This is a genomic window from Streptomyces sp. NPDC027663 (assembly GCF_055566415.1).
Genome location: NZ_JBVHSK010000001.1, coordinates 598,687 through 623,601, shown reverse-complemented (window position 1 = coordinate 623,601; position 24,915 = coordinate 598,687). Strand labels below are relative to the sequence as shown.

The window sequence follows — 24,915 nt, the reverse complement described above, 5'->3', positions numbered from 1 at the left end:
CTACTTCCCCTTGTGCCCGGACCGGCCCCGGCCGCCCTTGTGGCCGCCGTTCTCGGTTCCGTGCTTGCTGTCGTACACCTCGTACGCGTCGACGATACGGCCCACCAGCTTGTGCCGGACGACATCGTGGGACGACAGCCGGGAGAAGTGGACGTCCTCCACGCCCTCCAGGATCTCCTGCACCTGCCGCAGACCGCTCTTGGTGCCGTTCGGCAGGTCGACCTGCGTCACGTCACCAGTGATCACGATCTTCGAGTCGAAGCCCAGCCGGGTGAGGAACATCTTCATCTGCTCGGGGCTCGTGTTCTGGGCCTCGTCCAGGATGATGAAGGCGTCGTTGAGCGTACGGCCGCGCATGTACGCGAGCGGCGCCACCTCGATGGTCCCCGCCGCCATCAGCCGCGGGATGGAGTCCGGGTCGAGCATGTCGTGCAGCGCGTCGTACAGCGGGCGCAGGTAGGGGTCGATCTTCTCGTAGAGCGTGCCGGGCAGGAACCCGAGCCGCTCGCCGGCCTCGACCGCCGGCCGGGTCAGAATGATCCGGTTGACCTGCTTGGACTGCAGGGCCTGCACGGCCTTGGCCATGGCGAGGTACGTCTTGCCGGTGCCCGCGGGGCCGATACCGAAGACGATCGTGTGCTTGTCGATCGCGTCGACATACCGCTTCTGGTTGAGGGTCTTCGGCCGGATGGTGCGGCCTCGCGAGGACAGGATGTTCTGCGTCAGTACCTGAGCCGGGGTCTCCGGCCCGTCGCTCGTCCCGTTCTCGCTCGCCTTGAGCATGGCGATCGAGCGTTCCACTGCGTCCTCCGTCATCGGCTGCCCGGTGCGGAGCACCAGCATCATCTCGTCGAACACGCGCGAAATCAGGGCGACGTCCGCGGGGTCGCCCACTGCGCTGATCTCATTACCCCGGACATGGATGTCGGCCGCCGGGAAGGCCCTTTCGATCACGCGCAGGAGGGAATCGCCGGAACCCAGCACGGTGACCATGGGGTGCTGGGCGGGGACGGTCAACTGCGCTCTCGCCTGCTCCTGCGTGGGGCTGTGAGCTGTGGGTGTCTCTGTCATGGGCCGGCGCCTAAGGCCTGCGCTTCCTCCTCGTCACGGCCGCACTCTGAGGGCGGCGGCCTCGCGCTTCAAGGGTACGACGCGCCACAGACAACCCAGTAGGCCTTTTTACCGCCCCAGGGTCCCCCTCCCGGCAGACCGAGCCGCAACACCCCGGGGGACCACTTCCCGTCCGAGCGAGCCGGCACCCCCCGGGTCCCCCTCCCGGCAGCCCGAGCCGCAACGCCCCGGGGGCCACTTTCCGGCCGAGTGAGCCGGCACCCCCCGGGGGGCCACTTCTCGGCGGACCGAGCCGGCACCCCCCGGGGACCACTTCCCGACGGACCGAGCCGGCACCCCCCGGGGACCACTTCTCGGCGGACCGAGTCGGGTGGGTGGGTGGGAAAGCATCCGGGGGTCCAGGGGGCGGAGCCCCCTGGGACGTCAGCCGGACCGCCGGAACCCGATGGTCGGCACCGCCCGCCGCAACGGCCACGGCCGGTCCAGCTCCTCCGGAACAAGCCCTTCCAGAAAGGCGTACCGCCGCAGCGCCGCCGGCTCCTGCACCGACTGCACCTTCCGCCACCACGCCCCGATCTCCGACCACCCCGGCGCCGACAGCGACCCCCCGAACTCCTGCACCGACAGCGCCGCCGTGAGCCCCGCGAACGCCAGCCGGTCGGCCAGCGGCCACCCCGCCAGCGTCCCCGTCACGAACCCGGCGACGAACACGTCCCCCGCCCCCGTCGGGTCCAGCGCCTCCACCGCGATCGCCGGCACCTCCGCCGTCTCCCCGGTCCGCCGGTCCACCGCGTACGCCCCCTCCGCGCCGAGGGTCACCACGGCCACCGGCACGTGCTCGGTCAGCGCATGCGCAGCCGCCCGCGGGCAGTCCGCCCCGGTGTACCGCATGGCCTCCTCCGCGTTGGGCAGGAACGCCTCGCAGTGCTGCAGGTCGGCGAGCCCCGACAGACTCCACGCCCCGGTGTCGTCCCAGCCGACGTCGGCGAAGATCCGGGTGCCGTCGCGGGCGGCCCGGGCGATCCACGGCGCCTGCGTCCCGGGCGTGAGGGAGGCGACGGCGGCCCGTGCGCGGGGCGTGCACTCCTGCGCGTCCACCTGGAGCAGCACGGCCTCCGGCGGCGGCTCGTGCCCGTGGGAGACCATGGTCCGCTCCCCCTCGTACGCCATGGAGACGGTCACCGGTGAGTGCCAGCCCGGCACGGTCCGCGAGGCCGACAGATCGATGCCCTCGCCCTGCTCCAGGGCGTCCCAGCAGTACTCGCCGTAGTGGTCGTCCCCGAAGGCCGCGGCGAGGGACGTCCTGAGGCCGAGCCGGGCCAGGGCGGCGGCCATGTTGGCGACCCCGCCGGGGCTGGAGCCCATGCCCCGGGCCCAGGACTCGGTGCCACGCACGGGCGCCGAGTCCAGGCCGGTGAAGATGATGTCGAGGAAGACCGTGCCGGTGAGGTAGACGTCCCAGGGCGGGTCACCCGGGGCGCGGAGCGTGACGAGCGGGTCGACCTGGGCCTGGCAGCGCGCTGCCTGAGTGAGGTGTTCCGGTTCCTCTCCGGTGAGGGTGTGCGACGGGGTCACGGTGCGCTCCCTGACGTGGTGCGGGTTCTGGCCAGTGTGCACCAGGCCGCGCCCCGGGATCCCGTACGCCGGCGGTCACCAGCGGCACATCACCGGTGTTCCGCACGACGGCGGTCACCAACGGCACACCACCAGCGCCCCCCCACGACGGCGGTCACCAGCGGGGCATCACCGGTGTCCGCCGGCCCGGTTCGGCCGCCCGCATCGCCGCCGCGTCGTCGCGGTCCCGGAAGGTGCCGTCGTCCTCGGCCCACCGCCGGTGCAGCCGGGCCAGTTCGTCCCGGTCCAGTTCGACGCCGAGACCGGGCGCGTCGGACACGGCCACCCGGCCGTCCGCGAAAGCGATCCGCTCGGTGAGGACGTCCTCGAACTGCCAGGGGTAGTGGGAGTCGCAGGCGTGGTGCAGGCCGGGGACCGTGGCGGCCACCTGGGTCATCGCGGCGAGGCTGATGCCCAGATGGGTGTTGGAGTGCATGGACACCGCGACCCCGAAGGCGGCGCAGATCGCGGCGAGGTGCTGGGTGTTGCGCAGGCCGCCCCAGTAGTGGTGGTCGGAGAGGACGACCTGGACGGCGCCCTTGGTGAACGCCTCCTCGATCTCGCCGAAGGTGGTCACGCACATGTTGGTGGCGAGGGGGACGTCCGTGCCCGCGGCCACCGCGGCCATCGCGGGGGTGCCCAGCGTCGGGTCCTCCAGGTACTCCAGGACATCGCCGAGTTCCTTCGCCACCTTCAGCGAGGTCTCCACCGACCAGGCGCCGTTGGGGTCGAGCCGCAGCGGGTGTCCGGGAAACGCCTCGGCGAGGGCGCGGACGGCGGCGATCTCCTCGTCCGGCGGGAAGACGCCGCCCTTGAGCTTGAAGGAACCGAACCCGTGCCGTTCCCGGAGCTTCGACGCCTGTGCCACCACCCCGGCCGGGTCGAGCGCGGCGCCCCACTTGTCGGGTTCGGCGGGGACGCCCGCCGGGTGCCCGGCCCACTTGTAGAAGAGGTAGGCGCTGTACTCGACGGCGTCCCGGACCCTGCCGCCGAGCAGGGCGTGCACGGGCAGCCCGAGCGCCTTGCCCTGGGCGTCGAGGCAGGCCACCTCGAAGGCGGAGAGCACGGACAGCCGCAGCTTGGCGGCGCTCTGCACGCCGCGCAGTCCGCCGGCGTCCGCCTGGCCCTCGACCCGGGAGGCGTCCACGGCGAGGTCGATCCCGAACATCTGGTTCACATCCATGACCGAGCGTCCGATGAGCCACCCGGCGAGCGGCCGGGCCAGTTCCAGGTACTTGGTGTCGCCGTACGTCTCGCCGAGCCCGGTGATCCCGTCGGCGGTGACCACCTCCACGATCAGCCGGGGGGTGTACGGCTGGTGCACGCCCTGGGTGTTGAGCAGGGGCGCGTCGGCCACCAGGATCGGCGTCAGCCACACCTCGGCGATGGTCAGGTCACGGGTCACAGCGAGGCTCCTACGAGATCGAGTCCGGTGGCGAGCAGGGCCTTCAGGCCGGCGAGGTCGGCGGGTGCGGGGTCGGCGAGCGGGGCACGTACGGGGCCGACGCGCTGTCCGCGCAGCCGGGCCGCCGCCTTCACCAGGGACACGACGTATCCGGGCGCGCGGTCCCTGAGTTCGACGAAGGGGACGTAGAAGGCGCGCAGCAGCTTGTCCACGGTGCCGTGGTCCTCGTCGCGCAGCGCGGCGAAGAACGCGCCGGCGATCTCGGGGGCGAAGGCGTGCACGGCGGACGAGTAGGCGGGGACGCCGACGGCGGCGTAGGCGCGGGCCTGGATCTCGGCGGTGGCGGCGCCGTTGAAGAAGAGGAAGCCGTCGGGTGCGGCGAGGGTGAGGCGCTGGAGCCGGTCGAGGTCACTGTGGCCGTCCTTGAGGCCGATGACGTTCGGGACGCGCGCGATGCGCCGCAACGAGGCGATCGTATAGGCGACTTGGCCGCGCTGGTAGGCGATCAGCGGCAGCCGGGTGCGGGCGGCGAGCTGCTCCAGCTGGGCGGCGAGGCCGTCCTGCGGGGCGTCGGTCAGGTAGTGCGGCAGCACGAGGAGGGCGTCGGCGCCGGCCTCCTCGGCGATGTGTGCGAACCGCGCGGCCTGCGCCCAGCCGTATCCGGTGCCGGCCACGACGGGCACTTTTCCGGCCGCCTCCTGGACGGCGATGGTGACCACCGTCCGGTACTCGTCCTCGTCCAGCGAGAAGAACTCGCCGGTGCCGCAGGCCGGGAAGAGCGCGCCGGGCCCGGCGGCGAGCCGGTCGGCGGCATGGGCCCGGAAGCCGTCGGGATCGAGGGTGCCGTCGTCGTGGAACGCGGTGAGCGGGAAGGACAGCACGCCGTGCGCCATCCCCTCCCGCAGTCGCCGTGCCACGTTCTGCGGAGCTGGGTCGCCGCCCACTTGACCATCTCCCCTTATGAATAGCGTCCACATATGAGAACAGAGCTAGACGTTGTTACCCCCTGCTGCCATCTCCAAACGGAATCGTGACCTGGATCACCCCTGCCGGCCTTCTTCGGGAACCGCGTGCTTGATACAACTTGCTCGCGCGTTCCTGTCCGTCGACGGTCGTCGCCCCATCCCCCTTTCCGAGCCGCACCTTTCGCCTGCCCTGGGAACGCCCGTGTCCGCCCCCCGCCCCCTGCCCTGGCCCCTCGTCGCCCTGTTCACGGCCGGGTACCTCGCCCCGTACCTCCTGCCGACCACCGTCGGCAGACTCGACACCGGGCTTCCGCTCACCGCCACCCAGGCCGGAGCCATCGGCAGTGCGCTGCTGCTGAGTTCGGCGACGGCCGGCTTCCTGCTGGCGTCCCGGGTCGACCGCATCGGACCCCGCACCCTCGCCCGCGCCGGCCTCACGCTCGCCGCCCTCGGCTATGGCGGCGCGGCCCTCACCGACGTCGTACCGGCCGTCGTGGCGGGCGCGGTGACCGGCGGATTCGGCTCGGGCACGGTCACGGCGGTCGCCGCGAGCGGCATCGCGGCCGTGGGGGCGTACCCGGCCCGGGCGGAGCGGGGGTCCCGGGGGATGGACCCGCAACGGGTCACCACCCTCGGCCTCCTCGGCGTCTCCGCGCTCGCCGGTGCGATCTGTCTGGTGGTACCGCACCTCGGGCCGGGCCACGCCCAGCCGCCGGCCGCGCTCGCCCTCACCGCATGCGCGGTGTGGCCGCTCACCGGCCGCCTGCCCGGCCGCAGGGCCGGCGCCGCGCCGGCCGGCCGGCGGACGGCCGCCCCGGGCCCCGGCCGGCAGCGGGGCGCCCGCCTGCCCCACCTGGGCTCCGGACTGGTCCTCGCCGTCGCGATGCCCTGCTGGTCCCTGGCGCAGAACGCCCTGTGGGGGGTGAGCGGCCGGATCGGCCTGGCCCAGGCCCAGCTGACGGAGTCGGTGGTGGGCGCGGTGTTCGCCGTCGCGCTGGGCGCGGGACTGCTGGGGGTGACGGGCGCGGGGGCGATCGGCCCGCGGTTCGGCCGGGCGCTGCCCATCGGCGCAGGTACGGCCCTGATCGCCGTCTGCGTCGCGCTGAGCGCGTCCGCGACCGGCCTGGCGTCCTTCGCCGCGGGTGAGATCGCCTGGAACGTGCTCTACCCGGTCGTGCTGTCATATCTCATCGGCCTCGCCGCCTCGCTGGACGCGCAGGGCCGTTGGGCGGTGCTCGTGGGCTCGGCCTCCTCGCTGGGCACGGCGGCGGGCCCGCTGACCGGCAGCGTGCTCGCCGCACAGGCGGGCTTCCCGGTCATGGGCGCGGTCCTCGCGGCCGGGCTCCTGGTGATCGCGGCACCGCTGACCGCGGTCGCGCTGCGGGCCGGGCGGGCAGTGCCGCCGGTGGTGGAGATCCCGGTGGACAGCCCTGCTGTGCCCGCCCGGCGCGCGTACGGGAAGGCTGCCGCCACAACTGCCCCCTAGGGGGTGCCCCCCGCCTCAGAACTCGTACGCCGCCACCTCGGCCAGGTACCGCGCCCGCCGCTCCTCGTCGTCCTCCAGGAAGGAGGCGAGGAAGGAGTTGCGGGCCAGCTCGCGCAACCGGTCCTCGCTCAGGTGCAGGGTCTTCTGCACGGCGTCGAAGTTGTCACCGGCGTACCCGCCGAAGTAGGCCGGGTCGTCCGAGTTGACCGTGCACAGCAGACCGGCGTCGAGCATGGCCGGCAACGGGTGGTCGGCCAGGGTGTCCACGGCACGCAGCCGGACGTTGGACAGCGGGCACAGGGTGAGCGGAACGCGCTCCCGGACCAGCCGCTCGACCAGCGCCGGGTCCTCCATGCAGCGCAGACCGTGGTCGACACGCTCCACGCCGAGCACGTCCAGGGCCTCGGTGATGTACGCCGGCGGACCCTCCTCACCGGCGTGCGCGACGCGGCGCAGTCCGAGCGCGGCGGCGGCCTCGTAGACCTCACGGAACTTCAGCGGCGGATGCCCGGCCTCGGCGGAGTCCAGGCCGATTCCGGTGATCCGGTCCAGGTACGGTCTCGCGGCCTGCAACGTCTCCAGCGCCGAGTCGGCGGACTCGTCCCGCAGGAAGCACATGATCAGCTTCGTGGACACGCCGTGGTTCCGCTCACTGCTGCCCAGCGCCCGCCACAGTCCCTCCACGACCGTGCCGAGGCTCAGGCCCCGCGCGATGTGGGCCTGCGGGTCGAAGAAGATCTCCGCGTGCCGTACGCCCTGGGCCGCGGCACGGGCGAGGTAGGCGTTCGCCAGGTCCGCGAAGTCCTGCTCGGTGCGCAGCACGGCCATCAGCTGGTAGTAGAGGTTCAGGAAGGACTGCAGATTCTTGAACCGGTAGGCCGTGCGGAGTTCCTCGGTGTCCGCGTACGGAAGGGTCACGCCGTTGCGGGCAGCCAGCTCGAAGGCCAGCTCCGGCTCCAGGGTGCCTTCGACATGGAGGTGCAGTTCAGCTTTCGGGAGGGGCATCAGAGCATCGTACGGGCGTTTTATCGCCGTTTCGGAACCGGCACCCGCAGCAGGTCGTACGCCACGGTCAGCTCTCCCTCGAAGCCCGCGGCCCGCGCCTGCCGCTCGAACTCCTCGGGTTCGGTGTAGCGCTGGCTGAAGTGGGTGAGGACGAGGTGCCGTACACCGGCGTCCCGCGCGACCGCGGCCGCCTGACCGGCAGTCAGATGGCCGTGCTCGACGGCGAGCCGGATGTCTTCGTCGAGGAACGTGGACTCGATGACGAGCAGGTCGCAGCCCTGCGCGAGCGCGTACACGCCGTCACAGAGCCGGGTGTCCATGACGAACGCGAAGCGTTGCCCGCTGCGCACCTCGCTGACGTCCTCCAGCGTCACGTCCCCGAGCCGGCCCTCGCGCTGGAGGCGGCCGACGTCCGGGCCCGTGATGCCGTGCGCGGCCAGCCGGCCGGGCAGCATCCGGCGGCCGTCGGGCTCGATCAGCCGGTAGCCGTAGGACTCCACGGGGTGGGAGAGCCTGCGGGCTTCCAGGGTGTACGAGGGGGTCACCGCGAGGATGCCGTCGGCGGCGACCGGCGCCTCGGTGACGCCGACCGTCTCCCGGTAGGCCGTCGCGTACCGCAGCCGGTCGAAGAAGCGCTGCCCGGAGCGCGGGTAGTGCGCGGTGACCTCGTGCGGCACCTGGTCGAGGTTGATGCGCTGGATGACTCCCGCGAGGCCCAGGGAGTGGTCGCCGTGGAAGTGCGTGACACAGATCCGGTTCAGGTCGTGCGCGGCGACCCCGGCGCGCACCATCTGCCGCTGTGTGCCCTCGCCGGGGTCGAACAGGATGCCCTCGCCGTCCCACCGCAGCAGATAGCCGTTGTGGTTGCGGTGCCGGGTCGGGACCTGGCTGGCGGTGCCGAGGACCACCAGTTCACGGACGGACATCTCCGGCTATCCGGGCGGCCACTGGAGGCCACGGCCACCGAGGACGTGCGCATGGGCGTGCCAGACGGTCTGGCCCGCGCCGGCGCCGGTGTTGAAGACGAGGCGGTAGCTGTCCAGCTTCTCCTCGTCGGCGACGGCCTGGGACTCCGCGAGGACGTCCGCCGCGAGCTGCGGGGCGCCGGCCGCCAGGGCCGCCGCGTTCTCGTAGTGGGCCTTGGGAATCACCAGGACGTGGGTGGGCGCCTGGGGGTTTATGTCCCGGAAGGCCACGGTCGTCTCGGTCTCGCGGACGATCGTCGCCGGGATCGTGCCCGCGACGATCTTGCAGAACAGGCAGTCGTCCTGCGGTTCGCCTGACATCGCGTGTGCGCTCGCTTTCGCCGATGATCAATACGGGGGGCAATCGTAGTCGTTCGGGTGCGGGTCGTCTGTGGTTGATCGCGCCCATGCGGCGCAGCCGCACATGGATGCAGCCCCGCGCCCCTCCTAGACCGGCATACCTGGCGGAGTCTTCGCAGGCCGTTCCTCCAGTGCCTCCAGCGCGAGCCCGATCGCCGCGTCCAGCTGGGCGTCTCTCCCCTCCGCCCAGTCCTGCGGCCGCTGCACCACCTCCACGTCCGGGTCGACCCCGTGGTTCTCCACGTCCCAGCCCGTCCCCTCCAGCCAGATCGCGTACCTGGGCTGGGTGACCAGGGTGCCGTCGACCAGGTGGTAGCGGCTGTCGATGCCGATGACGCCGCCCCAGGTGCGGGTGCCGACGACCGGGCCGATACCGAGGGCCTTGATGGCCGCGTTGACGATGTCGCCGTCGGAGCCTGAGAACTCGTTGGCCACGGCCACGACGGGACCACGGGGTGCGTCCAGGGGGTAGCTGGTGGGGCGCATGCCGCGCGGCAGGTCCCAGCCGATGATCCGGCGGGCCAGCTTCTCGACCACGAGCTGGGAGGTGTGGCCGCCCCGGTTCTCGCGGACGTCGACCACCAGGCCCTCCCGGGCGACCTCCACGCGCAGGTCGCGGTGGATCTGGGCCCAGCCGGGGGCCTGCATGTCGGGGACGTGGAGGTAGCCGAGCCGGCCGCCGGAGGCCGCGTGGACGTGGGCGCGGCGGTCGGCGACCCAGGCGTGGTAGCGCAGGGCCTCCTCGTCGGCGATGGGGACGACGACCGTGTACCGGGGTTCGCCGCCGGCGGCCGGGGAGACGGTCAGTTCCACGGGGTGGCCCGCCGTGCCGGCCAGGAGGGGGCCGGGGCCCGTCACCGGGTCGACGGGGTGGCCGGCCACGGCGATGATCGCGTCGCCGGGGCGGACGGCGACTCCGGGTGCGGCGAGCGGGGAGCGGGCGTGCGGGTCGGAGGTCTCCGCGGGCAGGATGCGGTCGACGCGCCAACTGCCGTCCCGGTGACGGGACAGATCGGCGCCGAGCAGGCCGTGCCGGGCGCCGCCGGAGCCGCCGCCCGGGGTGACGTAGGCGTGCGAGGTGCCGAGTTCGCCGTGCACCTCCCACAGCACGTCGACCAGGTCGCTGTGGGTGGCGAGCCGGGCGAGCAGCGGGCGGTAACGGGCGAGGACGCCGTCCCAGTCGACGCCGCCGAGGTCGGGCCGCCAGTAGTGGTCGCGCATGAGGCGGCCGGTCTCGTCGTACATCTGCCGCCACTCGGCGGCCGGGTCGACGGTCTGCCGGACGCGGGCCAGGTCGACGGTGACGCTGGTGTCGCCGTCGTCGTCGGAGCCGGTACGGCGGTCGCTCGGCACGACCCGCAGCCGCCCGTCACTCCACAGCAGGACGCGTTTGCCGTCGCCGCTGACCTCGAAGTGGTCGGCATCGGAGGCGAGGTGTTCCAGGCGGCGCTGGGCGAGGTCGTAGCGCTCCAGCTCGGTGTGCGGGGCGGGGTCCTCGGGGTGGGCGCGGGACGCGCCGAGGACCCCGTGCACGGGGTGGCGCAGCCAGAGCACGCCGTCCTTGGCGGCGCGCAGACCGGAGTGGCGGCCGGCCTCCACCGGGAAGGGCACGATCCGGTCGGCGAGACCCTCCAGGTCGATGCGGGTGGCGGGGGTGCCCTCGCTGTCGGGCGTCTCGTCCTTGTCGGGCGTCTCGAACGGCCGGCCGTGGCGTTGCGGGCCGAACGGTGAGGGGGTGACGGCGGCGAGGGTGATCAGGTGCGGGCGGGCACCGACCACGAAGGCGAGGTCGAAGACGTGCTCGTCGTAGACCGGGTCGAAGGCGCGGTTGGAGAGGAACGCAAGGTGCTTGCCGTCGAGGGTGAAGGCGGGCGCGTAGTCCTGGAAGCGGAGCGGGGTCGCCTCGGTGACCGAGAGGTCGGTGGTGTGGGCGATGCGCAGCTGGGAGAGCGGGCGGGGTCCGGGATGGGCCCAGGCGAGCCAGGCGGAGTCGGGCGAGAAGGCAAGACCGGAGACCTCGCCGTCGTCGCTGCGGTCGACCTCGCGGACCTCGCCGGTCTCCCGCTCGACGATCAGCAGCCGGCCGTCGTGCGCGGCGACGGCGGCCCGGCTGCCGTCGGGGGCCATGGCCAGCTCCAGGACCCGGCCGAGCTGTCCGGCGGCGAGCCGGCGGGGCGGGGAACCGGGGACGGTACCGGTCGCGGGGGCGAACTCCAGGGCGTCGTCACCCTCGGCGTCCGTCACCCACACCACCCACTCCTCGCCCTCGGCACGGAAGGTGCGCGGCATCCGGGCGCGGACGCCGGGGGTGGCGGCGAGGGCGCGGGCGGGCCCGGAGCGGTGGGTGACCCAGTGGACGCCGCCCCGCACGCACACGGCGCTGCCACGGGCGGTGTGGTCGGGGGACGCCTCACCGAACCAGTGCGCGGCGTTCACCGGCCGGGGGCGCAGATCGATCCGCGGCCCGCCGAGCCGCACGTCCAGCCGGCGCGGCTCGGCGCCCTCCAGGTCGTCCAGCAGCCACAGTTCACCGGCCGAGCTGTAGACGACCCGGGTGCCGTCGCCGGCCGCGTGCCGGGCGTAGAACCCTCCCCCGTTCCCGGCCTCTCCCCCACTGCCGGCTTCTCCCCCGCTCCCGGTTCCACCAGAGCGGGGGGACCCCGATGAGCGGGAGGTGCCCCCGAGCGGGGTGTGCCGGCGCAGGTCGGAGCCGTCGGCGAGGGAGGAGTACAGGGCTCCGGTGCCTTCGTGGTCGGAGAGGAACGCGATCCGGTCACCCGCCCACACGGGGCACTCGATGTTCCCGGCGAGGTCCTCGTGCAGCCGCACGAACTCCCCGCTGCCGTCCCGGTCGATCCACAACTTGCCCGCCGTACCGCCCCGGTAGCGCTTCCAGTAGGCGGCCTCGCGGCCCATGGGTGCGGACAGCAGCACGGTCGCCGGGCCGAACGCCACGTCGCCGACCGGGCCGTACGGCAGGGTCTCGGCCGGTCCACCGTCCAGCGGGACGGCGTGCGCCCAGGTGTGCCGGAGGCTGTGCCGGCCCTGCGCACCGAGCACGAGCACCCGCCCGTCCGCGGTCCAACCGCGCACCTCCGTGCGGCGGTTGCCCCAGTACGTCAGGCGCTCGGCGGGGCCGCCGTCGAGCGGCGCCACGTGCACCTCGGGTGCGCCGTCCCGGGTGGAGGTCCAGGCGAGGTGTCTGCCGTCCGGCGATATGCGGGGCAGGGTCACCGGCCGGTTGTCGGCGCTGACCCGCCAGGCCCGGCCGCCGTCGAGCGGCGCGAGCCAGACGTCGTCCTCGGCGACGAAGGCCACCAAGTCGCCGTGCAGATGCGGAAATCGGAGATAGGCGGCGGATTGCGCGGTTCCCGTCGAAGCACCCTGAGTCACGCCGTCACTCTACGCAGCGCCCCGGCGTGCCCGCTCCCGGTTCCGATCACTTGCCCTGCACGGGCCAGATGGTCCGGGTGACGGTGACGGTCACCGTGGGCCTCGGCTGTCCCGGGGTGGGCGGTTGGTACGTCGGTCGCGGACCGGCATCGCAGTTGCCGAGGCCGTCGACATGGAACACCTGCCTGCCGTCGACCTTCGCGGTCAGGTCCCCGCGCACACAGGCGCCGTCGACGGCCTTGGTGACCTGCCCGGTGACGACGATCTTCCGCCGGTCGTCCGTCTCGCCCTGGCAGTCGACCGACACGACCGTGGTCTCGGTCGGCGAGGGCTCGCTGCCGCGCGCGTCGTCGCCGTAACTGCCGGTGCAGGTGAGCCAGGCGACGTTCACGTGCCGCCGCTCCAGCGCGGCCGTCGCGGTCTGGTCGGTGGTGTAGGCGACGGTCGCGGATCCGAGACCGCCCGGCTGGCACGCCACCGCGGCCCCCGCGGCCACCACGACGAACGCCGCCACGGCCACCGCCCGCGGCCCACGCCGTATCCGTATCGGTATCCGTCTCCATGCCCCCATACCAGCAGCGTCCCACCGGCCCGGACGACACGGAAGACCGCATACGGCCACTCACCCGTTCGAGGCACCGGTCGCGCGCCGGACGGGGCACGGGCAACTGCGCGCCCGGCCACGACGGCACCACGGACGACCGACGACACCTCGCTGCCCACGGCGGAGCACGGACGGCACCGCGGACGACCGACGACACCGACCGGCCACACCGAGCGGCACCGTCTCGCCGCCCCCGGTGGAGCGCGTTGTCAGCCGCCCATCAGCAGCCACTCCTGGAGTTCGACCAGGTTGCCCTCGGGGTCCTTGAGGTGGGCCACCCGCATGCGGTCGGTCATCAGGGCCGGGCCGTGCAGCAGTGCCGCGCCCCGGGAGGTGATCTCCGCGCAGTAGGAGCCGAGGTCGTCGACGCGCAGGACGACCAGGGAACGGTGCCCGGTGGCGGTCTCCTCCAGCTCGTTCAGGACCTGTGCCATCATCGCCCGGTCCTGCAGCGCGATCCCGGCGGAGCCGGTGTGCGGGCTGAACTTCTCGTACGGGCCCACGGCCGCCCCGGACTGCGGCTTGAGGCCGAGGACATCGGCGTAGAAGCGGTAGCAGGCCGGGAAGTCGGTGACGAGGAGCCGGACTTGAGCGAGTTCCACGATGTCCTTCCGACGGGTCAGGACCAGCGGCCGGTGCGGCCCAGGAGCAGGGCCGCGGCGGCGGTGCCGGCGGTGGATGTGCGCAACACGGTGGGGCCGAGGACGTACGGCTTGGCGCCCGCCTCCACGAAGAGCGCCAGCTCGTCCCGGGAGACCCCGCCCTCGGGGCCGACGACCAGCATGATCTCACCCTCGGCGGGCAGTTCCGCGGTGGCGAGCGCTTCACTGCCGTGCTCGAAGTCCGAGTGCAGTACGGCGGCGAAGTCGGCTTCGGCCAGAAGTGCGGCAACCTGTCTGGTCGTCGCCGCGTCCGCGACCTCGGGGAAGCGGACCCGGCGCGACTGCTTGCCGGCCTCCCGGGCGGTGGACCGCCACTTGCCGAGGGCCTTCAGGCCGCGGTCGCCCTTCCACTGGGTGATGCAGCGGGCGGCCTGCCAGGGCACGATCGCGTCGACACCGACCTCGGTCATGGTCTCGACGGCGACCTCTCCCCGGTCGCCCTTGGGAAGCGCCTGGACGACCGTGATCCGGGGGCGGGGCTCCGGCTCCTCGGACACACCCGACATGTGGACGATCAGCCGGTCCTTGCCCTCGCTGCCGATCACCTCGCACACCGCGTAGCGCCCGGCGCCATCGGTGAGTACGACCTCCTCGCCGGGCTGCAGCCGCTTCACGGAGACCGCGTGGCGTCCCTCGGGGCCGTCCAGGACGTACCGGTGGCCGTCCGGGTCGAAGTGCCCGACGACGAAGACGGGGGCCGTCATCGGACGTCACCCCCGGCCGACAACGCTGTCCGGGCGGCGGCGAGTTCGGCCGCCAGCGTCTCCACCAGCTGCCCGGCCGGCAGTTCCCGGGCCAGCCGGTGCCCCTGGCCCGCCCACAGCGCCATGCCCTGTGCGTCCCCGGCCTTGGCGGCGGCCTTGCGCAGCGGTGCGGTCAGGTGGTGGATGTCGGGATAGGCGGCGGGGGCGTACGGCCCGTGCTCGCGCAGGAAGCGGTTGGCCAGGCCGCGCGCCGGGCGGCCGGAGAAGGCGCGGGTCAGCTCGGTGCGCGCGAACAGGGGGTTGGTCAGCGCCTGCTTGTGCAGGGCGTGGGCGCCGGACTCGTGGGTGGCGAGGAACGCGGTGCCCAGCTGGGCCGCGCTCGCACCGGCGGCGAGGACGGCGGCGATCTGGCTGCCGCGCATGATGCCGCCGGCGGCCACGACCGGGATGCGCACCGCCTCGCGGATCTGCGCGACCAGCGACAGCAGTCCGATGCCCGAGCCGTCGTTCTCCGGCAGGTCCCGGTGGGTGCCCTGGTGCCCGCCGGCCTCCACGCCCTGGGCGATCACCGCGTCCGCCCCGGCCCGCTCGACCGCGCGGGCCTCCTCGGCGGTGGTCGCGGTGACCAGGGTGAACGTGCCGGCCCGGCGGAATCTCTCGAACACCTCGCGGCCCGGCACACCGAAGTGGAACGAGACCACCGGCACCGGGTTGTCGAGGAGGACGGCGAGCTTGGCCTCGTAACCGTCGTCCCGTCCGCTGTCCGGGTCGCCCAGCTCGGTCTCGTACCAGGCGGCTTCCCCGGCCAGCTGGTGGGCGTAGACCTCCACGGCACCGGCATCCGGGGGCGCGGCTGCAACCGCTCCGGTGGAGTCGGCGCCCGCACCGGGATGGTCGGACTGCGGTATGAACACGTTCACGCCGAAGGGACGGCTCGTGAGCCCCCGCAGCTGCTTGATCTCCTGGTACATGCCGTCGGCGGTCTTGTATCCGGCGGCGAGGAACCCGAGAGCGCCGGCCTCGGAGACGGCGGCGGCGAGCTGCGGCACGGAGACGCCGCCCGCCATGGGGGCCTGCACGATCGGGTGGGGAAAGAGATCGGTCAGCGCGGAGGACATGACCGCATGGTGTCACGTCCTCCGAACAAGTCCGAATCGGGTCTTCCCCATGGCACATGCCACTTCTCGGCCGACCGGACAGGGTGACCTCAGCGTCCGTTGAACGCGTCCTTCAGCCGCGAGAACAACCCCTGCTGCCCCGGCTGGAACTGCCCCTGCGGGCGCTCCTCGCCGCGCAGCTTGGCCAGCTCGCGCAGGAGGCGTTCCTGCTCGGGGTCGAGCTTGGTCGGGGTGGTGACCTCGACGTGCACGATCAGGTCGCCCCGGCCGCCGCCGCGCAGATGCGTGACGCCCCGGCCGTGCAGCGGGATCGACTGGCCGGACTGGGTGCCGGGCCGGATGTCGACCTCCTCCAGGCCGTCCAGGGTCTCCAGCGGCACCTTGGTGCCGAGGGCCGCCGCCGTCATCGGGATCGTCACCGTGCAGTGCAGGTCGTCACCGCGCCGCTGGAACGTCGGGTGCGGCAGCTCGTGGATCTCGACGTACAGGTCACCGGCCGGACCGCCGCCCGGGCCGACCTCGCCCTCGCCGGCGAGCTGGATCCGTGTGCCGTTGTCGACACCGGCCGGGATCTTCACGGTGAGCGTGCGCCGCGAGCGGACGCGGCCGTCGCCGGCGCACTCCGGGCACGGGGTCGGGACCACCGTGCCGAAGCCCTGGCACTGGGGGCAGGGCCGGGAGGTCATGACCTGGCCCAGGAAGGACCGGGTGACCTGGGACACCTCACCGCGGCCGCGGCACATGTCACATGTCTGGGCGGACGTGCCCGGGGCAGCGCCCTCGCCGTTGCAGGTGTTGCAGACGACCGCGGTGTCGACCTGAATGTCCTTGGTCGTGCCGAAGGCCGCCTCGTCCAGCTCCACCTCGATCCGGATCATCGCGTCCTGGCCGCGCCGGGTGCGCGAGCGCGGCCCGCGCTGCGACGCCGTACCGAAGAACGCGTCCATGATGTCGGAGAAGTTGCCGAAGCCACCGGCACCGAAGCCGCCCGCGCCGGCGCCGCCGGACTGGGAGAGCGGGTCGCCGCCGAGGTCGTAGACCTGCTTCTTCTGCGGGTCCGACAGCACCTCGTAAGCGGCGTTGATCTCCTTGAACCGCTCCTGGGTCTTCGGGTCCGGGTTGACGTCCGGGTGCAGCTCGCGCGCGAGCCGACGGAACGCCTTCTTGATCTCATCCTGCGACGCGTCGCGGCGCACGCCGAGAACGGCGTAATAGTCCGTGGCCACTTACGACTCCGCCAGGATCTGTCCGACGTACCGTGCCACTGCGCGTACCGCTCCCATCGTTCCCGGGTAGTCCATGCGGGTCGGTCCGACCACGCCGAGCTTGGCAACCGCCTCGCCGCCCGAACCGTAGCCCACCGACACCACGGAGGTGGAGTTGAGTCCTTCGTGGGCGTTCTCGTGGCCGATGCGCACGGTCACGCCCGGATCCTTCGCCTCGCCCAGGAGCTTGAGGAGCACGACCTGCTCCTCCAGTGCCTCCAGGACGGGCCGGATCGTGAGGGGAAAGTCATGCCCGAAGCGGGTGAGATTGGCGGTGCCGCCGATCATCAGCCGCTCCTCGTTCTCCTCGACGAGTGTCTCCAGGAGAGTGGAGAGCACGGTGGAGACCGTACCGCGGTCCTCGGGCTCGAAGGCCTCCGGCAGGTCCTCGACCAGCTTCGGCACGTCCGTGAACCGGCGGCCCGCGACCCGGCTGTTGAGCCGCGCCCGCAGATCCGCCAGCGAGGACTCGCCGAACGGCGCCGGGCAGTCGACCATCCGCTGCTCGACCCGGCCGGTGTCCGTGATCAGCACGAGCATCACGCGCGCGGGGGCGAGTGAGAGAAGCTCCACATGCCGGACGGTGGACCGGGTCAGGGACGGGTACTGCACGACGGCGACCTGCCGGGTGAGCTGCGCGAGCAGCCGCACGGTCCGCGCGACGACGTCGTCGAGGTCGACGGCGCCCTCCAGGAAGTTCTGGATCGCCCGCCGCTCGGGCGCGGTCATCGGCTTCACGCCCGCGAGCTTGTCGACGAACAGCCGGTAGCCCTTGTCGGTGGGGATGCGCCCGGCACTGGTGTGCGGCTGGGCGATGAACCCCTCGTCCTCCAGGGCCGCCATGTCGTTGCGGACGGTGGCCGGGGAGACGCCGAGGTTGTGCCGCTCGGTGAGCGCCTTGGAACCGACCGGCTCCTCGGTGCCCACGTAGTCCTGGACGATGGCGCGCAGTACCTGAAGCCTGCGTTCACTCAGCATTCGCGCGCACCTCCAGCACGTCCGTCCGTCCCCTCGGTCCCTTTCGGGTCGCCCACCTGGCACTCTTCCCTTGGGAGTGCCAGCGTTCCCCGGCCCAGTGTACGGCTGTCGGGTACACCCTGGGCAAGGTCCGGCCCCCGTACCGGGTCGTACCGCTAGCGTCGCCGGTATGACCGTGACTTGGGAAGAGCTGGGCTGGGAACGGCTGGCGGCCGGGGTGGGGCGGTGCCGGCTGCCCGGCTGGGACTGCACCGCAGGGCTGGTCGTCGGCGCGGGTACGGCGCTGGTGGTGGACGCCGGGTCGAGCCTGGCCGAGGGGGCGCGGCTGCGGGCGCAGGCCCAGGAACTGGCCGGCGGCCGTGTGACCCATCTCGCGCTGACCCACCCCCACTTCGACCACGTCTTCGGTGCGCCCGCCTTCGCCGGCGCGCAGGTGTACGCGGCCGTGGGCCTGGACGCGGTGCTGGCGTACGAGCGGGCGGAGCTGCGTCTGGACGCGCTCAGGAACGGCCTGCCGCCCGCGGCCGTGGAGGAGGCGGTGGAGACGCTGGTCCCGCCCGGCCACCTGGTCTCCGGCGAGTGGACCCTCGACCTCGGCGACGGCCGGCAGGCGCTGCTGGCCAACGTGGGCCCCGGTCACACCGCGTACGACTTGGCGGTCCTCGTGCCGGGGGATCCGGAGGTGGTCTTCTGCGGCGACCTGGTGGAGGAGTCCGGCGAGCCCCAGGCGGGCCCGGACGCGGTCCCGTCCCGCTGGCCGGACGCGCTCGACCGGCTGCTGGCGCTCGGCGGCGAGGACGCGCTCTACGTACCCGGTCACGGTGCGGTGGTGGACGCGGGGTTCGTCCGTCGCCAACGGGACGCCCTGGCAGCGCGGTTCGGTGTGAGCTGAGCCGCCGGGGCGGCTCCTGCACGGCGTGTCGTGAGCGGTGGCGTGCGGCTTCTCCTATCGTCATCCGAATGCGCCCACCCGCCTCCCGCCGCCGCCCTTCCCACGAGGGCCCTTCGGGCCCGCGCCCTCGTGTGTACTCCGCCGACCTGACCCCGCCCTGGAAGAAGCCGCAGTCCGTGCCGGAGGTACCGGCCGAGCCGGGCCTGGTCGTGGAGGAGCCCGGCACCGGGTTCTGCGGGGCGGTGATCCGCTGCGAGGCGGGCACGGTCACCCTGGAGGACCGCTTCGGCAAGCACCGGGTGTTCCCGCTGGAACCGCGCGGCTTCCTGCTGGAGGGACGGGTCGTGACGCTGGTCCGGCCCTCGTCCGGCGGCCCGGCGCGGCCCGCCCGCACGGCCTCCGGTTCGGTCGCCGTCCCCGGCGCACGCGCGCGCGTGGCCCGCGCCGGCCGTATCTACGTCGAGGGCCGGCACGACGCCGAGCTGGTCGAGAAGGTGTGGGGCGACGACCTGCGCATCGAGGGCGTGGTCGTGGAGTACCTGGAGGGCGTGGACGACCTGCCGGCGATCGTGACCGAGTTCGCCCCCGGGCCGGACGCCCGTCTGGGCGTGCTCGTGGACCATCTGGTTCCGGGCACGAAGGAGTGGCGCATCGCACAGTCGGTGACGAGCGAGCACGCGCTGGTGGTCGGCCATCCGTACATCGACGTCTGGCAGGCGGTGAAGCCGGCCTCGCTCGGCATCCCGGGCTGGCCGGCCGTCCCGAAGGGCCAGGACTGGAAGACGGGCGTCTGCCGGGCCCTGGGGTGGCCGGCGGAGAACACCGGGGCGGTCTGGCAGGCGATCCTGCAGCGGGTGGGGTCCTACAAGGACCTGGAGCCCGAGCTGCTCGGGCGGGTGGAGGAACTGATCGATTTCGTCACGGGCGGCGGCGCGGCCTGACCCACGTGGCGTCCGCCGCCCCCGCGGCCGGCACGTCATGCCAGCAGGCGCTGCCCTCGTGGCGGTTCAGCACCCAGGCGCTGCCCTTGTGGCCGGTTCAGTCCACCAGGCGCTGCCCTCGATCGCCGGCACGTCGGGCCAGCAGGCGCTGACCCCGGTGGCCGGCACGCCGGGCCACGAGGCCGTTGCCCCCGGTGGCCGGTTCAGTCCACCAGGTCCCGTACCACCGCGTCCGCCAGCAGCCGCCCGCGCAGTGTCAGCACGGCCCGTCCCTCCTCGTACGGGCCCTGCTGGAGCAGCCCGTCCGCCAGCGCCCGCCGGGAAGCCGCGAGGCCCTCCTCCTTCAGCAGGGCCAGCGGCACCCCCTCCCGCAGCCGCAGCTCCAGCAGGATCCGCTCCACTCGCCGGTCCTCGTCCGACAGCAGCTCGCGGCCGGCGCCCGGGGAGCGGCCGGAGGCGAGGGCGGCCGCGTAGGCGCCCGGGTGCTTGACGTTCCACCAGCGCACCCCGCCGACGTGCGAGTGCGCGCCCGGTCCGGCGCCCCACCAGTCGGCGCCCCGCCAGTACAGCTCGTTGTGCAGGCAGCGGCCCGCCGCGGAGGTGGCCCAGTTGGAGACCTCGTACCAGTCGAAGCCCGCCTCGGTCAGCAGTTCCTCGGCGATCAGGTACCGGTCGGCGTGCACGTCGTCGTCGGTCATCGGGATCTCGCCCCGGCGGATCCGGCGGGCGAGCTGGGTGCCCTCCTCCACGATGAGCGCATAGGCGCTGACGTGGTCGGGGCCGGCGCTCAGGGCGGCCTGGAGGGAGGCCCGCCAGTCGTCGTCCGACTCCCCGGGCGTGCCGTAGATCAGATCCAGGTTGACGTGCTCGAACCCCGCCGCCTTCGCCTCCGCGACGCACGCTTCGGGGCGGCCGGGGGTGTGGGTGCGGTCGAGGACCTTCAGCACGTGCTGCTTCGCGCTCTGCATGCCGAAGGAGATCCGGTTGAAGCCGCCCTCGCGGAGAGTGGCGAGATACGCCGGGCCGACGGACTCCGGGTTCGCCTCTGTGGTGACCTCGGCGTCCCGCGCGAGCCCGAACTCGTCGCGGATCACGCCCAGCATCCGCACCAGGTCCTCGGCGGCCAGCAGCGTCGGCGTACCGCCGCCGACGAAGACCGTGCGGACCTCGCGCGGGTCGTCGCCCAGCACCTTCCGTGCCAGCCGGATCTCGTCCGCCAGCGTGTCCGCGTAGTTGTCCCGGGAGGCGAGCACCCCGCCCGTGCCGCGCAGCTCGGTCGCGGTGTACGTGTTGAAGTCGCAGTAGCCGCAGCGGGTCGCGCAGTACGGGACGTGCAGGTAGAAGCCGAGCGGGCGGCCTGCGGCCCCGGCGAGCGCGTGCGCGGGCAGCGCACCGTCGGCGGGGACGGGCTCGCCGTCGGGGAGTGCGGAAGGCATGCCCCCATTGTCCCGTACCGCGGAGGTCACTCCGCCTGGAGCACCAGCAGGGCCAGGTCGTCGTCGGGCAGCCCGCCGCCGAACTCGTGGACCAGGCGGCGGATCCTTTCAGCGATCAGCTCGGCGCCGAGCCCGGCGCAGCCGGACAGGGCGCGGGCCAGCCCGTCCCCGTCGTCGAACTGGCGGGATCCGGAGCGCCGCTCCGTGACCCCGTCGGTGACGCACAGCAGGCTGTCGCCGGGGAGCAGGTCGACGGTCTCGCTGGTGTAGGTCTCGTCCTCGACCACGCCGAGCAGGGTCTGCGGGCGCGCGGCCGTGCGCACGGTGCCGTCGGGGCTGAGGAGCAGCGGCAGCGGGTGGCCGGCGGAGGCCAGCGTGCAGCGCACCCCGCCGTCGTGGGGCGTCAGCTCGCCGTACAGGAGGGACAGGAAGCGGGTCTGGGTGCCGTCCGCGGAGGCCAGCGCCCGGCCGCCGGCGGCCACCAGGGCCCGCGCGGCGGCGTCGGCCGCCTCGGTGGCGTCGTCCAGGAGGAGCTGGTTGAGGCGGTCCAGGACGTCCGCGACGCCGTAGCCCTCGCGGGCGAGGAGGCGCAGCCAGGGCCGGGCGAGGCCGATCACCACGGCCGCCTCCGGGCCCTTGCCCTGGACGTCGCCGACGGCGAAGCACCAGCGGCCGTCGCCGGCCGGGAACAGGTCGTAGAAGTCGCCGCTGGGGCCGCCCTTGTCGCAGGGTTCGTAGACGAGCGCGCTGCACATCCCGGGGATCTCGGCGACCGCTCCGGGCAGCAGACCGCGCTGCAGGACGGCGCTGATGGTGGCCTGGCGGGCGTACTGGCGGGCCGCGCCGATGGCCAGGGCGACCCGCCGGCCGAGGTCCTCGACCAGCCCGGTGACCTCGTCGGGGAAGCCGGCCGGCCCGCACCGGCCGATGACCAGCGTGCCGAGCGGCCGGCCGCCGGCGATCAGGCGGTACGACAGCGCCGTCCCGTGGGCGCCCTGCGGGCCGAGCGCATGGCCGGGCCAGGTGTACGGCTCGGGGCCGGAACGCAGCCCGTCCGGCGGACAGGGCGGTTCCTTCTCCAGGGCGCACCGCAGATCCTCGATGCGGGCCTCGCTGGCGTGCCACACGCGCGCCGGCCCGCCGCCGGCGCCGCCGCGCACGGACGCCTCGTCCTCCAGCCACACCGCGCACCAGTCGGCGAGCCGGGGCACGATGAGCTGGCCGGTGAGCGCGGCGACCAGGTTCTCGTCCAGCTGTCCGGCGAGCAGGTCGGAGGCCTCGGCGAGGAAGGACAGCGCGCCCCGGCCGAGCCAGTCCCGGTCGCCCTCGGCGCGGTGCGGCTGCGGGGCGAGGTTCTCGGCGACCTCCAGGGCGGGGTCGGCGGCCGGTGCGTCCAGGGTCTCGCTGCCGCCCGGGGGCAGCCTGGCCCACACGGTCTTGGCACCCGTGCGGTAGGTGACGCCCCAGGCCTCGGCGAGCGTGGCGACCAGGCGCAGGCCGCGCCCGTACTCGGCGGTGTCGTACGTCCCCTCGCCGCTCGTCGCGTCCCGCGGGGCACGCGAGGGATGCCGGTCGCACACCTCCACGACGAACGCGCCGGTCTCCTCCAGGCGCCAGTCGACCTCCACGTCCGTACCGGCGTGCACGACGGCGTTGGTGACCAGTTCGCTGACCACGGCCATGGCGTCGTCGGCGAGCCGGGCCGACACCCCGGGCGCCTCGGCCAGCGCAGCCCGCAGCAGCCCGCGCGCCGAGCCCGGCGCGAGGGGACTGCCGGGCAGCGTGGCCCGCCCCCGGGTCTGCCGGCCCCGGGGCTCACCCTCCCGCTGCGTCGGTATGGCCGCCCATTCCATGCGGCTCAGGGTGACAGACAGGAGGCGACCAGAAGCGAGGAGTCACCGAAGTGAACAGAAGTCGGAACGTTTCGAGCGGGGCCGGGCGCAATCTCCCCAAGGGGCGCGGGGCTCTGTCGATATGCGGCTCCGCCGACCGGGCGCGGCGGGCCACAGACGGCTCACAGCCGCCGGCGGTCCCCGGCCGCCCCACTGGTGTCGGCGCGGCCCGCTCGAAAAGGCGCTAGGCCTCCTTGGCTCCGGCGTACATCTCGTCGATGAGGTGCCGGTACTCCCGCTCCACCACGGGTCGCTTCAGCTTCAGGCTCGGCGTGATCTCGCCGTGCTCCACGTCGAGGTCCCGGGGCAGCAGCCGGAACTTCTTGATGGTCTGCCAGCGCTGGAGCCCGGCGTTCAGCTGCCGCACGTAGCCGTCGACCATCTCCACCGTCTGCGGGGCGGCGACGATCTCCGCGTACGGCCGGCCCTCCAGGCCGTTCTCCTTCGCCCAGTCCTGGATCGCGAGCTCGTCCAGGGCGATGAGGGCGGTGCAGTAGTTCCGGTCGGCGCCGTGCACGAGGATGTTGGAGACGTACGGGCACACCGCCTTGAACTGTCCCTCGACCTCGGCCGGTGCGACGTACTTGCCGCCGGAGGTCTTGATGAGGTCCTTCTTGCGGTCGGTGATGCGCAGGTAGCCGTCGGGTGACAGCTCGCCGATGTCGCCGGTGTGGAACCAGCCGTCGGACTCCAGCACCTCGGCGGTCTTCTCCGGCTGCTGGTGGTAGCCCTCCATGACGCCGGGGCCGCGCAGCAGGATCTCGCCGTCGTCGGCGATGCGGACCTCGGTGCCGGGCAGCGGCTTGCCGACCGTGCCGGTGCGGTAGGCCTCCCCCGGGTTCACGAAGGAGGCTGCGGAGGTCTCGGTGAGGCCGTAGCCCTCCAGGATGTGGATGCCGGCGCCGGCGAAGAAGTAGCCGATCTCCGGGGAGAGCGCGGAGGCCCCGGAGACACAGGCGCGCAGCCGGCCGCCGAAGGCCTCGCGGAGCTTGCCGTACACGAGCGTGTCGGCGACCTTGTGCTTGGTGGCCAGGCCGAACGGCACGGAGGCGGTGCCGGTGCGGCGGAAGTTGTCCTGGCTGGCCTTGGCGTACTCGCGGGCGACCTCGGCGGCCCACTGGAAGATCTTGTACTTGGCCGCGCCGCCCTCGCGGGCCTTGGCCGCCACGCCGTTGTAGACCTTCTCGAAGATGCGCGGCACGGCCGCCATGTAGGTCGGCTGCACCACCGGAAGGTTCTCGATGATCTTGTCGACGCGGCCGTCGACGGCGGTGACGTGCCCGACCTCGATCTGCCCGGACGTGAGCACCTTGCCGAAGACGTGCGCGAGCGGCAGCCACAGGTACTGCACGTCCTCGCCGCTGATCAGCCCGGTCGCGGCGATCGCCTTCGCCATGTACGCCCAGTTGTCGTGCGGCAGGCGCACGCCCTTGGGGCGGCCGGTGGTGCCGGAGGTGTAGATGAGGGTGGCGAGCTGCTCCTTGGTGATCGCGCCGACCCGCTCCTTGATCAGCTGCGGGTGCTGCTCCAGATAGGCGGCGCCGCGCCGCTCCAGCTCGGCGAGGGTGAGCACGTCGTCGGAGGTCACCACGCCGGCCGGGTCGACGACCACGATGTGGCTCAGGCCGGGCAGCTCGGCGCGCTTCTCCTGCGCCTTGGCGAGCTGGGCCGCGTCCTCGGCGATCAGCACCCGGCTCTCGGAGTCGGAGAGGATGAACGCCGACTCGTCCGCGTTGGTCTGCGGGTAGATCGTGGTCGTGGCACCGCCGGCGCACATGATGCCGAGGTCGGCGAAGATCCACTCGACCCGGGTGGAGGAGGCGAGCGCCACCCGCTGCTCGGGCTGGATGCCCAGTTCGATGAGTCCGGCTGCGATCGCATACACCCGGTCGGCCGCCTGCGCCCAGCTCAGCGACTTCCAGCCGTCGGGGCCCTGGCCGGCGGGGGCACCGCCCGCGCTCCCGGCAGCGGGGGACGGCGGCACCGGGTAGCGGTAGGCCTCCGCGTCCGGTGTGGCCGCCACGCGCTCCAGGAAGAGGGCCGCCACGGACGGCGGACGGTTCTCGATCAGGGTCTGTGTGTGGCTCACGACATCCTCCGGGGGCCCGCGACAGTGCGGCTGTACTCGGTGCGGCTGGGTTAACTCACGGTGGGGGTTC

At 73.2% G+C, this 24,915-nt stretch carries 20 protein-coding genes; 3 read left to right on the top strand and 17 right to left on the bottom strand.

What is annotated here, in order from left to right:
• The 4 genes from ACZ4SF_RS02725 to ACZ4SF_RS02710 all read right to left on the bottom strand — a co-directional run bounded on the left by ACZ4SF_RS02725 (position 1) and on the right by ACZ4SF_RS02710 (position 5,067).
• Positions 1-1,071, bottom strand: coding sequence for a PhoH family protein (locus ACZ4SF_RS02725; protein WP_468377253.1), 1,071 nt, complete (start codon positions 1,069-1,071; stop codon positions 1-3).
• 423 nt (positions 1,072-1,494) lie between these two features.
• A complete protein-coding gene (locus ACZ4SF_RS02720) occupies positions 1,495-2,646 on the bottom strand; it encodes a carbohydrate kinase family protein (protein WP_468377251.1) in 1,152 nt (383 codons plus the stop codon).
• Positions 2,647-2,800: 154 nt separating this feature from the next.
• The gene (locus ACZ4SF_RS02715; RefSeq protein WP_468377248.1) at positions 2,801-4,090 is read right to left on the bottom strand and encodes a glucarate dehydratase family protein; all 1,290 of its coding nucleotides are present in this window, start codon (positions 4,088-4,090) and stop codon (positions 2,801-2,803) included.
• Positions 4,087-5,067, bottom strand: a complete 981-nt coding sequence (locus ACZ4SF_RS02710; RefSeq protein ID WP_468377246.1) for a 5-dehydro-4-deoxyglucarate dehydratase — start codon at positions 5,065-5,067, stop codon at positions 4,087-4,089. The genes ACZ4SF_RS02715 and ACZ4SF_RS02710 overlap by 4 nt, the downstream gene beginning before the upstream one ends.
• A gap of 190 nt (positions 5,068-5,257) precedes the next feature.
• Between ACZ4SF_RS02710 and ACZ4SF_RS02705 the strand changes: the two genes are divergently transcribed.
• Positions 5,258-6,541, top strand: coding sequence for an MFS transporter (locus tag ACZ4SF_RS02705; RefSeq protein WP_468377243.1), 1,284 nt, complete (start codon positions 5,258-5,260; stop codon positions 6,539-6,541).
• Positions 6,542-6,556: 15 nt separating this feature from the next.
• Here ACZ4SF_RS02705 and ACZ4SF_RS02700 read toward each other — a convergent pair whose 3' ends face one another.
• From ACZ4SF_RS02700 to hrcA, 10 genes are all read right to left on the bottom strand, one after another.
• Positions 6,557-7,546, bottom strand: coding sequence for an adenosine deaminase (locus ACZ4SF_RS02700; RefSeq protein ID WP_468377240.1), 990 nt, complete (start codon positions 7,544-7,546; stop codon positions 6,557-6,559).
• 20 nt (positions 7,547-7,566) lie between these two features.
• Entirely contained in the window at positions 7,567-8,472 is a 906-nt protein-coding gene (locus ACZ4SF_RS02695) for a ribonuclease Z (RefSeq protein ID WP_468377237.1), read from the bottom strand.
• Positions 8,473-8,478: 6 nt separating this feature from the next.
• On the bottom strand, positions 8,479-8,832 hold the full coding sequence (locus ACZ4SF_RS02690; protein WP_468377234.1) for a histidine triad nucleotide-binding protein: 354 nt from the start codon (positions 8,830-8,832) through the stop codon (positions 8,479-8,481).
• A gap of 126 nt (positions 8,833-8,958) precedes the next feature.
• Complete coding sequence (locus ACZ4SF_RS02685; RefSeq protein ID WP_468377232.1) at positions 8,959-12,264, bottom strand: S41 family peptidase; 3,306 nt, start codon at positions 12,262-12,264, stop codon at positions 8,959-8,961.
• Positions 12,265-12,310: 46 nt separating this feature from the next.
• Complete coding sequence (locus tag ACZ4SF_RS02680) at positions 12,311-12,835, bottom strand: hypothetical protein (RefSeq protein ID WP_468377229.1); 525 nt, start codon at positions 12,833-12,835, stop codon at positions 12,311-12,313.
• 242 nt (positions 12,836-13,077) lie between these two features.
• Positions 13,078-13,470 carry a VOC family protein gene (locus tag ACZ4SF_RS02675; protein ID WP_468377227.1) on the bottom strand — a complete coding sequence of 131 codons (393 nt, stop codon included), beginning with the start codon at positions 13,468-13,470 and terminating at the stop codon, positions 13,078-13,080.
• 17 nt (positions 13,471-13,487) lie between these two features.
• The gene (locus tag ACZ4SF_RS02670; protein ID WP_468377224.1) at positions 13,488-14,234 is read right to left on the bottom strand and encodes a 16S rRNA (uracil(1498)-N(3))-methyltransferase; all 747 of its coding nucleotides are present in this window, start codon (positions 14,232-14,234) and stop codon (positions 13,488-13,490) included.
• The gene (locus tag ACZ4SF_RS02665) at positions 14,231-15,352 is read right to left on the bottom strand and encodes a nitronate monooxygenase (RefSeq protein WP_468377221.1); all 1,122 of its coding nucleotides are present in this window, start codon (positions 15,350-15,352) and stop codon (positions 14,231-14,233) included. The genes ACZ4SF_RS02670 and ACZ4SF_RS02665 overlap by 4 nt, the downstream gene beginning before the upstream one ends.
• Positions 15,353-15,441: 89 nt before the next feature.
• A complete protein-coding gene (gene dnaJ, locus ACZ4SF_RS02660) occupies positions 15,442-16,578 on the bottom strand; it encodes a molecular chaperone DnaJ (RefSeq protein WP_030653759.1) in 1,137 nt (378 codons plus the stop codon).
• The gene (gene hrcA / locus ACZ4SF_RS02655) at positions 16,579-17,595 is read right to left on the bottom strand and encodes a heat-inducible transcriptional repressor HrcA (RefSeq protein ID WP_468377219.1); all 1,017 of its coding nucleotides are present in this window, start codon (positions 17,593-17,595) and stop codon (positions 16,579-16,581) included.
• Positions 17,596-17,764: 169 nt separating this feature from the next.
• On the opposite strand from hrcA, the gene ACZ4SF_RS02650 reads away from it, so the two are divergent.
• Positions 17,765-18,487: an MBL fold metallo-hydrolase gene (locus tag ACZ4SF_RS02650; protein ID WP_468377216.1), complete on the top strand. Its 723-nt coding sequence runs from the start codon at positions 17,765-17,767 to the stop codon at positions 18,485-18,487.
• 68 nt (positions 18,488-18,555) lie between these two features.
• A complete protein-coding gene (locus ACZ4SF_RS02645) occupies positions 18,556-19,428 on the top strand; it encodes a DUF3097 domain-containing protein (protein WP_468377213.1) in 873 nt (290 codons plus the stop codon).
• A gap of 203 nt (positions 19,429-19,631) precedes the next feature.
• Here the strand turns inward: ACZ4SF_RS02645 and hemW are convergent, their stop codons facing one another.
• The 3 genes from hemW to ACZ4SF_RS02630 all read right to left on the bottom strand — a co-directional run bounded on the left by hemW (position 19,632) and on the right by ACZ4SF_RS02630 (position 24,845).
• Complete coding sequence (gene hemW / locus ACZ4SF_RS02640) at positions 19,632-20,864, bottom strand: radical SAM family heme chaperone HemW (RefSeq protein WP_468377210.1); 1,233 nt, start codon at positions 20,862-20,864, stop codon at positions 19,632-19,634.
• Positions 20,865-20,890: 26 nt separating this feature from the next.
• Positions 20,891-22,717, bottom strand: coding sequence for a SpoIIE family protein phosphatase (locus ACZ4SF_RS02635; RefSeq protein WP_468377207.1), 1,827 nt, complete (start codon positions 22,715-22,717; stop codon positions 20,891-20,893).
• Positions 22,718-22,940: 223 nt separating this feature from the next.
• Positions 22,941-24,845 carry an AMP-dependent synthetase/ligase gene (locus ACZ4SF_RS02630; RefSeq protein WP_468377204.1) on the bottom strand — a complete coding sequence of 635 codons (1,905 nt, stop codon included), beginning with the start codon at positions 24,843-24,845 and terminating at the stop codon, positions 22,941-22,943.
• Positions 24,846-24,915 lie beyond the last annotated feature (70 nt).